This is a genomic window from Nostoc sp. CALU 1950 (assembly GCF_051172895.1).
Classification (GTDB): domain Bacteria; phylum Cyanobacteriota; class Cyanobacteriia; order Cyanobacteriales; family Nostocaceae; genus Nostoc; species Nostoc edaphicum_A.
In genome coordinates this window covers 1-13,476 of sequence record NZ_JBDNJQ010000077.1, presented here as the reverse complement: position 1 = coordinate 13,476, position 13,476 = coordinate 1, and the positions used below count along the sequence as shown (strand labels likewise).

The window sequence follows — 13,476 nt, the reverse complement described above, 5'->3', positions numbered from 1 at the left end:
ATACACTACATCCATGCTAGGGGTGCCTACATAACCAGGCTGAGATCACACCCTTAACACCTGAGTCTGGGTAATACCAGCGGAGGGAAGCTGTTTATCGAGGAATTACAATATGCGGACAGAATGGGTTACTAAACGACGTGGGCAAAGTAATGTATCTCAAATGCACTACGCCCGCCAAGGTGTTATCACCGAAGAAATGCACTACGTCGCCCAGCGGGAAAATCTCCCTGCTGATCTCATTCGTGAGGAAGTAGCGCGGGGACGAATGATTATCCCCGCTAATATTAATCACACTAACCTAGAGCCGATGGCTATTGGCATCGCCTCCAAATGTAAGGTAAATGCTAATATCGGCGCTTCTCCCAACTCTTCTAATCTTCAAGAAGAAGTGGATAAGCTAAACTTGGCGGTGAAGTACGGTGCTGACACCGTGATGGATTTGTCCACAGGCGGCGGTAACTTGGATGAAATTCGCACCGCCATTATCAAGGCTTCACCTGTTCCCATTGGTACGGTGCCAGTGTACCAAGCTTTAGAAAGCGTCCACGGCACAATCGAGAACCTGACTGCTGATGATTTTCTCCATATCATCGAAAAGCACGCCCAACAAGGGGTAGACTATCAAACTATCCATGCGGGGATTTTGATTGAGCATTTGCCTTTAGTGAGAAGCCGGCTCACTGGTATTGTCTCTCGCGGCGGCGGTATTTTGGCGCGGTGGATGCTACATCACCACAAACAAAACCCGCTTTATACCCACTTCCAAGACATTATTGAGATTTTCAAAAAATATGATGTCTCCTTCAGTTTGGGAGATTCCCTGCGTCCCGGCTGCACCCATGATGCCTCAGATGAAGCACAATTAGCTGAATTGAAAACCCTGGGACAGCTAACTCGCAAAGCCTGGGAAGATGATGTACAGGTGATGGTGGAAGGGCCTGGACACGTGCCAATGGATCAAATTGAGTTCAATGTCCGTAAGCAAATGGAAGAGTGTTCTGAAGCACCTTTCTATGTGTTGGGGCCATTGGTGACAGATATCGCTCCCGGTTATGACCACATCACTTCAGCCATTGGAGCAGCAATGGCTGGATGGTACGGTACTGCAATGCTGTGCTATGTAACACCTAAAGAACATTTGGGTCTGCCAAATGCTGAAGATGTCAGGAATGGGTTGATTGCCTATAAAATAGCGGCTCATGCGGCTGATATTGCTAGACATCGCCCTGGTGCAAGGGATAGAGATGATGAACTTTCCAAGGCGCGTTACAACTTCGATTGGAACCGTCAGTTTGAATTATCACTTGACCCAGAAAGAGCTAAGGAATATCACGATGAAACTTTGCCAGCAGATATCTATAAAACTGCTGAGTTTTGTTCGATGTGTGGGCCTAAGTTCTGTCCAATGCAAACTAAAGTTGATGCTGATGCGCTGACAGAATTAGAGAAGTTCTTGGCGAAAGAGGCTGTGACTCAAAGCTAATTGACGCAAAGATGCAAACAGAACTACTTTAAAGAGTTTAGTAGTTTTGTCGGGTGCGTTACGTTATGCAGTAACGCACCTCTAACTAATTTGCCGCCTATTTATTAAGAGTTGCTAAGGATGCCAGAAGCAATGGTGGGACAGACACAAAATCTAGGACAGATTATTATCCTCAATGGTACTCCGCGATCGGGGAAGTCAAGTATTGTGGCAGTGATCCAGGAAACGTTTGATGGCGTATGGATGAATTTGGGTGTCGATAGGTTTATGCAAATGACTCCCGCACAATACCTACCTGGGATCGGTTTACGACCAGGGGGAGAACGCCAAGACCTCGAACCCCTCGTTCCTATTCTGTACAGTGCGATGTATGAATCCATTGCCGCCCACAGCCGCTTGGGATTGAATGTTGTGGTTGATGTCGGACACCATGACGCATACGCAATGAAGCGAGGTATCCTGACCGATAGTACCCGGCGTTTAAACGGATTGCCCGTTTTTTTTGTAGGCGTTCGCTGCCCCATTGAGATAATTATGGAAAGACGACAAAACAGTGGGTGGAACGTAGTAAGTGCAGTTGACTCCCCCGTGCCATCTCCGGTTCAGTTATGGCAACGTGAAGCCCACATCCCTGGCATCTATGATCTTGAAGTCGATACTTCGTTGTTAAGTCCAGGTGCGTGTGCCGAGGTGATACGCCAGCACCTCGCAAATAGTCCAGTACCATCCGCATTTCAACGACTCGCTGCACTGTCTCCCAACTAAGGTTGGGTTTTGCTGTCGCTCTACCCAGCCTAGAATTATCCTTAACCCAAGCGTATTGGCTTAAAATCCAATTTCAATGGTTAAGCTGCGAATTTTTCCTGTATCTGCGTTAGCTTTATCTGCAACTTCAAGAGTCCAGGTTCCTTGGGGATTTTTACCTTTAAAAGCAGCAAGTTTTGGGGTGTTTACCTCGTCATAAGTTGTTTTGATATTATCTGTAGCTCCGCCCTGGCGATCGTGCAGAATGATGGGAAGTATGCCTATTTGCACTGGGGGAAGGAGAGTAACTACAAGATCCCCAATATAAGTATGTTCGATGTCTACATTAACTTTGATGGATTTCAGCAGGCTGGTATTAGCGATCGCCAACGACAATGTTGATACTTGCAAATCGTTAATTGGGATATCTTGGACTGCTTTAAATATAGTAATTGGCGATATTTGAGGCGGCTTGGCCAATTCTACGGCTTTGAGGGCATTGATTCGACCATAACCGTAGAAGGGGCTGCGACCACTGCCATCATATTTACCTCCGGCTGAGTCAATGCGATCGCAGGAGCGTTTAATAATATCTCGCACTTCGTCCCAACGCAGATTTGGATTTCTGGCAATAATTAGAGCTGCTACACCGGCTACACCTGGACAAGCACTAGAGGTTCCGCCGAATTCGTTCGTGTAGTTGCCCCCGGCGTCACCCAGATTTTGATTACCCGAATTATAACCAAGTACACCAGAGCGATCGGCTGTCCAAATTCCAGGGGTTTGGGAACTGTCGCCGTTGTTGCTAGGAAAGGCACACCAGACCGCCTTACCAAAGTCACTATAAGCGCTTCTTGTGCCGTAGTCGTTACAAGCTGCCACAGCAATTACCTTTTGGTAGCTGGCGTAGCCATCGTTATCCACGCTTTCGTTACCATTACCAGCCGCGAATAAAATTACACAGCCCTTGCCGTTGCGTCCTTTATTGATTGCAAAGTCTATAGCAAGTCTTGTGGAATCAGGCAGAGGTACTTTTTGATTGTGTACAGGATCGTTTGGCTCAAACCAAGTACCGTCTGATGGCCCCCAACTACAAGAAATAACATCTGCACCATTTTGAGCCGCCCAAATAAATGCATCTGCTTCATCCTGTGACCCCAGCGCCGAAGCTAAACGAATCGGCATCAGTTTTGCACCTGGTGCTACACCAGATGCACCAAAGTTGCCGTTTCCACAAGCTACTCCGGCACAAGCTGTCCCATGATTATTGTCGTTTCCCGGTTTGGGATTGTTCGTTTTACGTGTGACATCACGCGGGGCAACAATCTTGCCAGAGGAACGGAACTCTTCATGATCAAGATCCACACCGTCATCGACAATTGCAATAATCGTCCCTGTGCCATCGCTTAACTTCCAAGCGGCCTCAACGTTGGCATGGGCGTTAATTACCTTACCATTAATGGTTGTTTGTTTTAAGTGCCACTGCTGCGGAAAAACCTGGCGTTGGCGTGATTCACGCACTAGTTCAGGATGGCACAGTTCCACTAATTCCTCATTCAGAAGTCTCTCGGCGATGTCAAAGACGGCTATACCAGTATTTGCAGGTGCATTGACAAAGTAAGCATTGCGTGCATATTCAAGTTGGCGTTTAATTGTTAAACCGTAACGTCCTAATACTTCTTGGCAAACTCTTGACTCTTCTTCGTTATCGAATTTAACAAAGAGGTTTTCGGTGTAAATTACAGGTTGTTGGGATACTGGATCAATCAGGACACGTCCGGCAAATTGGACTTCAGACTCGTTGTTGAGAATTTCACGGGCGCGATCGCGCAAAGCTACACCCTGATTCGGAACTTTCGCTTGCAGAATTTCTACACCCGCTTGGCGAAACCGCGTTGTTAACTCAAATTGATTGAGGATGCTACGAGCGACAGGTGAGACAGGTGCAACTTCAAAGGATCTTGCACCGATAAGAGTGCTGCGGCTTTCGGTACGCACTACAACGTGTTCGTTACTGATAGCAAGTTCATACTGTTGGCCATTCTGTCCACCATAGCGAACCTGAACCATAGTTTAATCTCCTGGGATATTTGTGTTGAAAATTAGGCATTGGGAAACCGTATTATGCACTACTTTTAAAGCTGGCTGCACACATAATGAGCTTACATTTAGTTTATGGATGCTTCTTATTTCATGTGTTATATGTGTATTACGGCATCGAAAAGACACAGCTTAAATAGAATTTAATCTCTCTAAGTTCATACAAGCCTTCGATTCGTTTTTCCCGAAAAGAGGGGATTCAAAGTTTGGTTGCTTTAAGAATCTTCATCATCAGTAGGGAAAGCTGTGCATCCCAATAAAAGATTTGTATTTAGTACCACTGAAAAACGCTATAACATCATTAGAACTTGAGAAAGATGTTTTATTTTCCGGCTGAGTCTTTTCTACAGGTGTACTCTCTACCCCTGACTGCTGAAGTGAGATTTCAAAACGACTATTTTTCTGAATATCCACAACAAATTCGCGTTGGCAGCAATCGCACTGCTGTATCCTACACACGTAAGCCTGGGTACTATGCAATACATTACAATCAACCCAGCACCGTGCCATCAGGAGCAATTTTACAACTTAACGACGGTGCTATTGCAGTTTTTCCAGGCGAACCCAATCAATCAGAGTCGGGTAAACTGAGTCCGATTTACACAGTACTACCCAATGGTTCTCTAGCAGTACCAACTGGACTGGTTTTCATCCGCTTTGCTGAAGGCGTTGGTGTGGATTCGCAGCGCGAGGTAATTAATCGAGCGGGTTATGAAGTAGCGCAAACCCTTTCTTATGCACCTCACACGGCTTGGTTGCGTGCCCAATCTGGTAATATTGCTGATGCGATCGCTAGGATTCCTCAGTTAGAAGCAATTCCTAATGTTGAGAATGTTGAACCTCAAATGCTTATGGAAAGAGGTTTGAGATAGATTATTAAGGCATTTTCACGTTAATTACATTTTCCTAGTTAACGGTAATATAAGTACCATACTTCCCAATACTTGTCGGTTAAGGGGAAAAGGGAAAGGGGAAAGGGGAAAGAAAAAACCTTTAACCTTTAACCTTTAACCTTTTCCCAAACCCTATTCCGAGTTAAAAATGCTTTACCCGAGCAGTATTGCCATGCTTCCCTATGCCTAAATCTTTTTTTGTTTGAATGACTAGATTTATCCATGACCAATTTGCCAAAGACTATTTGGAAGAATTACTAAAACCTTATGGAGAAGTGCAAGGTTCTAGCCGTGTGGCGGGAGAAGTTCGAGAAATCGATGTTTTATTTTCTCCTTTAAGCAAACCAAGCACGAATTTAGAAACACTAGGATTATTAGGTAGATTTGCAGCTACAGCAGCCATTTTTGAACCCTTCCGCAACGCTGCATCACAAGAAGAAATTTGTGATTGCCTGTTAAAATTATTAGAAGTAAGGGGTAAATTACAACGTCAAGCAAATCGAAATAAAACTTCCATTGCAGAATTAGAACTTCCCAAATTGTGGATACTCACCCCAACAGCATCTACAACACTCTTGTCAGGATTCGGTGCTACTCAAAAGCTAGACTGGCTACCTGGAGTACATTTTATCGCAGAGTATTTGCGAACTGCGATCGTTGCGATTCACCAGTTACCGCGCACCCAAGAAACTCTGTGGTTAAGGATTTTGGGTCGAGGAACAGTACAAAAACAAGCAATAGATGAATTAGAAGCATTACCATCAAATCATCCATTTCGCAGAGCAACGCTAGAATTACTTTATAACTTGCGACAAAACTTGCAAGTTAATCAAAATTCAGAAGAAGATGATCGGGAGTTAATTATGCGGTTACAGCCACTTTATCAACAAGACCGTGAACAAGCTGTACAAGAAGGAAATAAGCAAGGTGAACAACGTTTAATTGTACGTCAATTAAATCGGCGTCTTGGTGAGATTGATTCATCGACTATTGAGCGAGTTCAAGAATTATCTATTGAACAATTGGAGACGTTAGGAGAAGCTTTGTTAGACTTCTCAGCTAGTTCTGATTTAGAAGCTTGGTTAAATCAACAAACTGAATAAATCTAATCTGTAAAATTAAACAGATTCTCGAGACGCGATAAATCGCCGTCTCTACAAGTTTTTTGGTCTGATCGGAACTGTATTGAATACTAACCAAAACTTTGAACTACGTACATATCATTTCCTGTATCGCCTACTAAAAGCAAGCTACTGTCATCACTTTCTAAATTTCGACTGCCAGCAATACCCTTTTGCAGAACTTTAATTATTCTTTGGGGAGTGAAAGATTCTAATTCCACAAACTTTCCAGATTCTAACCATGCTAATTCTTCAGTAGATAAACTTTGGCGAATTTCTTCAGGCAATTGTTTAGCTGCTTGCGCCGACTCTGGAGAGGATTGAATGAACATTCCGCGTTTAGTAGCGATAATTTGACGTGGCGTTAGTCCGATATCAATAATCACAATCTCGCTATTGAGAAACCAATTAGCGTTGGTTCTCAAATTATGAACTAAAGCAATTCCTCGTGGATTGCAATCATGTACTGCATAGACTTTCAAATCGGGGTTGCGGCGCAGCATTTGCATTGTGGTGTCAAAAATGCTTTGGGGATATCCAGTAATGCTGAGGATTGCACAGTTATTTTCAAAGTGGAAATTATTTGCAATTAATAGTTGAGCAATACTAGAACTATCACAAACGACTAATCTATCAAAACTGTAAGCCGTTACATCAGGATTAACTGTGGCTGGTGTATTTTCCTGCTTTGGCGAAGGAAGAATTTTGAGAATGGAACCATTGATTTGCTGCCAGCGATCTAACCAATCTTTAAGCTGAGATTGTGAAATTAAAAAGTCTTGTGTTAATAATTTAATTTTCCCTATCTGTCGAGTTCCTAAATATATAGACAGCATTCCCATAACAACAATAATGGCAAAGAAGCTGAATGAGTTTAAGGCAAGACTTAGTATAATTCCTATGGAAAGGATGATTCCTCCTATGATTTGTAAATTCCTCGCATTCTGTTTGCGACTTACAAGATTAAGTTTAGTTGATTTGCTGCTTTGATAAAAGAAATTAATATAAGCAAGATTTACTATTACTGGCCCAATAATAAAAGTGAGTGTAAATAAACTCAAAAAAACATACAAAAATAGCCAGCTAAATCGTGAAATTAACTTTGAGTTTTTTCTGAAACGATTATCTAGAAAATAAAGCAGTTGCTTGGGTGTAAAAAATAAGGTGTTATTTGCAGAAATGTCAGCGATCGCCTTTGCAAAAAAAGGATCAGTAATCTGAACATTACTCATACTAGTCGGTTCAAAGGCAAAGGGATGATTGCATTTTATACACCGACCTTGATTAGCTGTCCGGTCTTTTAGTTTATTGTCAGTTCCGCAGTTAATACATTTCATAATGGTTGTTGGATGTTAGTTATTAATTGATTTGTGAGCAAAACACTGTAGTCTTCCCGCTTGCGAATCAAGCGATGTTTGTCATTTTCTAGCAAGACTTCCGCGGGTTTGGGGCGGTGTAAAAAGTGAGACGACATGGCATAACCATAAGCACCCACATCTAGAATGGCAACGATATCACCAATTTCTATGGCTGGGAGTTGGCAATTTTTCCCTAGATAATCTCGTGAATAGGTGGTGTTCCCACAAATATCAGTTGTGAATAGGGAGTGGGGATTGTCTGCTTGCTTCCAGGTGACAATTTCTCGGTAGCCGCCGTGTACTGATGGTACTGAAAGATTTGCAACGGTGGTATCAACTCCAACAATCTGTTTTTCTCCTTGCCATTTCACAGAAACAACTTGAGCAAGCAAAGTTGCACATTCTGCGATCGCACTTCGTCCCGGTTCAATCACTAAATCAATTTCCCGCCCTAAACGAGTAATTCTCTCGGTTAACTCAGCCCCAAATATTTCCCAGTCAAAGGCTGCTTTGTTGTGATGATAAGGGTAGCCAAAGCCGCCACCAAAATCTAGATATTCCCAGTCTGGTAACTGTTGAGCTGTGGCGATGACTGTATCAATCACCTGGGTGAATGCAACTGTAGCGTTAGTTCCCGTACCTCGATAGAAGTGTAAACCACTCAGCTTTAATCCAAACTCAGCAGTTAAAGCGATCGCATCACCAAATTCTTCTGGACGTACACCAATGCGGCTATCTCCGGTAATTTCCGGCAAATTGAGGCGTAAACCAAGGCGAATAGATTTCTCTCTACGTTTGGATAAAACTTCGCAGCATAACTGCAACTGAGCGAGGCTATCCAGATTGAGAGTTGTAACTCCCCAATTCAGGACTTGTAGCATCTCAGCTTGATTCAAATTACTACCGCTATAAACAATCTGACTAGGATCGAAACCAGCTTGCAATCCCAGGTAAATATCTCCTGGGGTATTAGCATGAAGTCCCCACCCAAAAGAACGAAAAATTTTTAACAGCGCAATGTTGCCATTGGTAACACTGGCAAAGCGAAATTGCGTGCGCGGATAGCTGACTGCTTTGGTAATCCGCTCAATAGTTTCGCCCAAGCGATCGCCATTATAAACATAAAGCGGAGAACCATAAATACTCAGCAACTCCTGAGCAAGCTCCTTAGAGAATGGGGAAATAAGGCGATTTTGAGTTAAATTATTTGATACCATTTACCAAGCATCCTGATACAACAAATTAAGAATTACGAATTACGAATTACGAATTATCTTGTAATTTCTCCATAGCCAACGATGTAACCAAAAGGGATGATCCCAAGACTGTTTACTTAGTTCTTCATTTAAAACGTGCGATCGCCAAAGTTGCCACATAATTAGTAACCAGAGTGTTTCACCAATCCGACGCCCTTGAATAGCTGCTCCTAGTTTGCCTTCAACGATTTGGGCCGCAATGTGAGGATAAAAGTGATTGTTAGTGCGAAGTACTTCTGGATTGAGCCAGATGCCCAGTTGATGCCAAAAATCATTTAAACACCAAGAAGTTAAGGGAACCCCCATACCCCGCTTTTGTCGCCAGACAATTTCCGGTGGAAGCCAATTTTCTACAGCCCGTTTGAGGATATATTTTTCACAAGCTCCTTGTAAACAGAGTTCTCCAGATAGGCGGAATGTCCACTCAGCTAAAGGTAAGTCACAAAAAGGCGATCGCACCCATAACCCATGAGCAAACCCCAATGCAGTCGCACGGGGATGGATATTCTGCGCTCCTTTGAGCATCAAACTAGCACGGCGGAGGCGATGTAGCAAAGATGGACACTCGGTTGCGTCGAGAGCCGCCAACAGCCAATCTTCGGGATGCAAATTTTGGATCTGTGCATAGATATCTGGTTGATAAACTTGAGATTCGTATCCCCCAAGACGGTGAAAGGTGCGGAGATATTGCTGGATAAAAGTTTCCTCTCCGGCGGGATTTTCTGCCTGATAAACACCTGCGGCAATTAAAGGTTTGTTTGTCCAACCAGCAAATAATTGATCTCCACCTTCGCCATTAAAAATTACCTGAGTTTCCTGACTCGCCCTCTGACATAGGAGATATAACGGCACACACACACCATCTCCAAAAGGTAAATCTAATGCTTTTACAGTAGGAATTAGAGCATTTTTGATCGAATTTGGGTTTGCTGCAACTTTAATCAGCGGAATTTTGAGAAACTGGGCGACTTGTTCAGCGTATGGATATTCTGGAATCCCTACATCACCAAAATCTAAAGTGTAGGCGCGGACTTTCACACCTGCTTGTACTAGTAGCGCCGCCACCACTGATGAATCGAGTCCGCCAGAGAGAAACACCCCAACAGGCTCATCTTTTAAATCGGCAATCTGTCGCTCAATTGAGTCTTTCAGGAGAGTTTGCAATTCGGTAATTGCTGTAGCTTCATCTGTTAACTGTTGTGGAGCTTCCCGCCACGAGTGGATGTTTTTAGATTCAGGTGTTTGCAGAATACCTGATTGGCGATCGCTCTGCCAAACTAATTCAGTTCCCGCCGTCACTGCAAATACTCCATTAACAGGAGTTAAGGGTGTGGGAACGTAGGAAAAACAGCTATACCCATATAACCCCGGAATGCTAACTTCTGAATGTTGCAAAATCGGTAAAAGTAATTGCAGTTGGGATGCAAACCAGATTACTTGTCCTTGCTGAGTCCAATACAAAGGCACTTTACCGAAAGGTTCTCTTCCCAAAATTAGGCAGTTGTTTTCCTGGAGACTTACCCAAGCATCGGGTGAAGTTAATAATCCTGATGCAGAAATTGCAGCGATTTGATTTTTAGAACTTACAGAGGAGAGATCCCCCAACCCCCTTAAAAAGGGGGCTTTCAAGGTTCCCCCCTTTTTAAGGGGGGCTAGGGGGGATCTAGATTTCAGGTGTTCAGCGTGTAAGTCCTGATTTTGTTGCTTTCGGGAATTTCCATCGATTCCTATATAAACAACATTCCAGATTTTCTGATCTAACCCCCTAACCCCCTTCCCTGCAAGGGAAGGGGGAAAAGTCAAAGCCTCTCCCCTTGTAGGGGAGAGGTTTGGAGAGAGGTTTTCCACAACACTATTTAACAGCGCTTCTAACTCGTGTTGAGTGCCGTAACCCCAATAGCCAAGAAAGTGATGCGGGATGTTGCCCATCTGGACTATTTCACTTCAAAGGTTGCATCGCTAATCTGCCGGCCTTCTAGGAACATCTGCACCTGCCAATTGCCAACTGTTGCAGCTGGGTTAATAGTGTAGCGACACTGGGTATCCCAGACAGACGTATTAATTTCGCGGGTTTGATAGTTGTTTTGCTTGACAATTTGACCAGTTGGGTCAATCCAATTACAAGAGAGAGCCAGCTTTTTCCCCAAGGGTGCATCCTTTAAGGTGACACGATACAACACTTCTGGATTAGTTTGGCGGGAAATTGTCTTTAAGTTACCGCCACTATCTTGTACCAAGGTGATGCGGTCTTGTTGAGCAGAAACACGAGAGAGTGTAGAACTTTGCTGCTGCATAAAAAATATTGTAGATGCAATGACAACCACTACAACTGCCACCACTCCAGAGGTAATCCATCGATTCCGGCGTTGCTGTACCTCTAGTGCTTGGCGGCGATTTAACTGAATTAGCGCTTCATCTAATAACTCTGGCGGTAAATTTAACTCCTGTAAAATTTCTCTCACCTGCTGTTGGTCTAGTTCCGCTTCCCGACGCACTTGCAGACCTTCTACTTCTGTGACTATTTGTGCTAATTGCTCTTGAGTCAGTCGCTGCGTCATAGCTTAACTCCTGTTAAAAAAACTTTATAGCGATCGCTATAAAGTTTTTTTAGGTACATCATAAGCTACAAAATAGAGTTGTTGCTTTTCGGATTCTTTCTGAGATACCTCTATAAACCCAGACGCGATGAATCGCGTCTCTACTCCTCATTCTTGTACAGACGCGATTCATCGCGTCTCTCCTAATCGATTCATCGCGTCTCTCTTAATCTATTCATAGCGTCTCTCCTAATTCCCAACTCAGCACTCATTATGACTCAAGAACAACAAACCGCTATTGAAGGTATCTATGAAGTCTGTATTGGCATCCCAGAGCCAATTTCTGCAATTCAGTATTGGGAGCAATTTGGCTATCGCATTGGTGAAGTGGGTGAATTAACCGCAGATGTAGCCTATCAATTATATGGGGTGAATTCGTCTTTACGCTCAATCCGCCTCTATCACCAAAATGCAGATCATGGTTTGATTCGGCTGATGGTTTGGCAAAATCCCACCAATGAAGGTTTGGGAACAGCGTCAATGAAAATTAAGGGAAATCGCTGGGCAACAAGTTTAACAACAGATATTTTAAGTATTTTAAATCATATAGAAGATGCAAAGGCAGCAGGTTTTCCTATTAGGTACTCTAGCCCTTATTGGGAAGTCATCTACAACAAAGAGAGAAAAAGCCGTCCTTTTATTGAGCCAGCAGTTGGTGTGCGAGAAATGCTGCTACTGCAACCCTTAGCGCGACAGGTTTTGTTTCAACGGTTTGGCTATACGCTACAGCATTACGGACAAGTTAACCAGAATGCGCCTCTCAAGACTAGTCAGTTTACCCATATAGGAATCATCGTTCAAGATGACAGTAAAGAAACCCTGAAGTTTTATGAAGAAGTTTTGGGTTTGCTGCGTGTGCGTGATGATGTCGAAACTAGCTATGAATCTTCGCCAGCAGGTAAAGATATTTTTGACCTTAACCCTGGTGAAAAGTTCATTGTCACTACCTTTGATGATCCTCGTTCTTCTAAGTTTGATTTGATGGCTACACGTAGTGGTAGGCTTTACATCGTTCGATTCCCAGAAAAGATTAATTTAGAATCGCGCTTTGAGGCAGCCCAACCAGGTAGTTTAGGTATGTCTTTATATACCTATCGGGTTAAGGGATTACAGGAATATTGCGATCGCATCAAGTCGAGTACTGCAAAAAAAGTTACAGACATTATCAGTAATGAATTTGGCGAGACAAGTTTCTCCTTCATTGCACCAGATGGCTACTTCTGGACTTTGCTAGAAGGTAACTGAACTAGTGGTATGAAGGAGGTGAGGGGGACAAGAGGGGCAACCAATGCCCAATCCCCCATGCCCAATGCCCAATACCCAATACCATTAAATTTCTTTATTTCCACCAATAGCTAGTTGCTTTTTGCTATGTTTCAACTGTTTCCAAAGTACCTGAATTTGCTGGTAAGCTTGTTCCTGAGACAGTTTACCCCCTGTTTCTAGGCAAGCGATGTAACTAATTTTTTGGGCAAATTCTTGGAGGTTGGCATTAAACATTAAGTTCTCTGGCTGGAATTTACCATAATACCGACTACGAGGATAAAGAAAGCTATTTTTATCTTGAGAGTTAGGTTGTGTCATAAGTTTGACCTCTGTAATTCTTATTTAATTTATAAATTAAAATTTTTCTCTTTGTTGTCTATACACAGCAGTAAATTCAAATTCCTGAAGAAGTGAATATTTTGATTAAGTCTTAGGATAAGGCACGGGGAAAGGTAATTAACTGTGGAAAACACTGAAATTATAAAGTCAGAGGGTATTTTAAGTAAGTAGAATTCCCTTTTGCTTGCTGAATCTACCGAAATGAGAAAGCAATCAAGGGTTTTGAGAAAGCAATATGTCTTTTTGCTTGCTGAATCTACCGAAATGAGAAAGCAATCAAGGGTTTTGAGAAAGCAATATGCCTTTTTGCTTGCTG

The 13,476-nt window shown here is 43.1% G+C and carries 11 protein-coding genes and 1 riboswitch; of the genes, 5 read left to right on the top strand and 6 right to left on the bottom strand.

What is annotated here, in order from left to right:
• The first annotated feature begins 8 nt into the window (after nucleotides 1-8).
• A riboswitch (TPP riboswitch) is annotated at nucleotides 9-105 on the top strand.
• A gap of 7 nt (nucleotides 106-112) precedes the next feature.
• Nucleotides 113-1,486: a phosphomethylpyrimidine synthase gene (gene thiC / locus ABF638_RS20610; RefSeq protein ID WP_435024858.1), complete on the top strand. Its 1,374-nt coding sequence runs from the start codon at nucleotides 113-115 to the stop codon at nucleotides 1,484-1,486.
• Nucleotides 1,487-1,606: 120 nt separating this feature from the next.
• A complete protein-coding gene (locus tag ABF638_RS20605) occupies nucleotides 1,607-2,251 on the top strand; it encodes a chloramphenicol phosphotransferase CPT family protein (protein ID WP_435024857.1) in 645 nt (214 codons plus the stop codon).
• 60 nt (nucleotides 2,252-2,311) lie between these two features.
• On the opposite strand, the gene ABF638_RS20600 is transcribed toward ABF638_RS20605, so the two are convergent.
• Complete coding sequence (locus ABF638_RS20600; protein WP_435024856.1) at nucleotides 2,312-4,300, bottom strand: S8 family serine peptidase; 1,989 nt, start codon at nucleotides 4,298-4,300, stop codon at nucleotides 2,312-2,314.
• 347 nt (nucleotides 4,301-4,647) lie between these two features.
• Between ABF638_RS20600 and ABF638_RS20595 the strand changes: the two genes are divergently transcribed.
• Together ABF638_RS20595 and ABF638_RS20590 are read left to right on the top strand one after the other, a co-directional pair.
• On the top strand, nucleotides 4,648-5,202 hold the full coding sequence (locus tag ABF638_RS20595) for a hypothetical protein (RefSeq protein ID WP_435024855.1): 555 nt from the start codon (nucleotides 4,648-4,650) through the stop codon (nucleotides 5,200-5,202).
• A 227-nt stretch (nucleotides 5,203-5,429) separates the two neighbouring features.
• Nucleotides 5,430-6,326, top strand: a complete 897-nt coding sequence (locus ABF638_RS20590) for a DUF4351 domain-containing protein (protein ID WP_435024854.1) — start codon at nucleotides 5,430-5,432, stop codon at nucleotides 6,324-6,326.
• Nucleotides 6,327-6,415: 89 nt separating this feature from the next.
• Here ABF638_RS20590 and ABF638_RS20585 read toward each other — a convergent pair whose 3' ends face one another.
• The 4 genes from ABF638_RS20585 to ABF638_RS20570 are packed head-to-tail and all read right to left on the bottom strand — an operon-like array spanning nucleotide 6,416 to nucleotide 11,516.
• Nucleotides 6,416-7,681: a hypothetical protein gene (locus ABF638_RS20585; protein ID WP_435024853.1), complete on the bottom strand. Its 1,266-nt coding sequence runs from the start codon at nucleotides 7,679-7,681 to the stop codon at nucleotides 6,416-6,418.
• The gene (locus ABF638_RS20580; protein ID WP_435024852.1) at nucleotides 7,678-8,919 is read right to left on the bottom strand and encodes a diaminopimelate decarboxylase family protein; all 1,242 of its coding nucleotides are present in this window, start codon (nucleotides 8,917-8,919) and stop codon (nucleotides 7,678-7,680) included. The genes ABF638_RS20585 and ABF638_RS20580 overlap by 4 nt, the downstream gene beginning before the upstream one ends.
• A 39-nt stretch (nucleotides 8,920-8,958) precedes the next feature.
• Nucleotides 8,959-10,887 (bottom strand): asparagine synthetase B family protein, encoded by a 1,929-nt coding sequence (locus ABF638_RS20575; RefSeq protein WP_435024851.1) that lies wholly within the window; start codon nucleotides 10,885-10,887, stop codon nucleotides 8,959-8,961.
• A gap of 5 nt (nucleotides 10,888-10,892) precedes the next feature.
• Nucleotides 10,893-11,516: a DUF3859 domain-containing protein gene (locus tag ABF638_RS20570; protein WP_435024850.1), complete on the bottom strand. Its 624-nt coding sequence runs from the start codon at nucleotides 11,514-11,516 to the stop codon at nucleotides 10,893-10,895.
• Nucleotides 11,517-11,768: 252 nt separating this feature from the next.
• On the opposite strand from ABF638_RS20570, the gene ABF638_RS20565 reads away from it, so the two are divergent.
• The gene (locus ABF638_RS20565) at nucleotides 11,769-12,800 is read left to right on the top strand and encodes a VOC family protein (protein ID WP_435024849.1); all 1,032 of its coding nucleotides are present in this window, start codon (nucleotides 11,769-11,771) and stop codon (nucleotides 12,798-12,800) included.
• 84 nt (nucleotides 12,801-12,884) lie between these two features.
• Here the strand turns inward: ABF638_RS20565 and ABF638_RS20560 are convergent, their stop codons facing one another.
• Nucleotides 12,885-13,139, bottom strand: coding sequence for a DUF7219 family protein (locus tag ABF638_RS20560; protein ID WP_435024848.1), 255 nt, complete (start codon nucleotides 13,137-13,139; stop codon nucleotides 12,885-12,887).
• Nucleotides 13,140-13,476 lie beyond the last annotated feature (337 nt).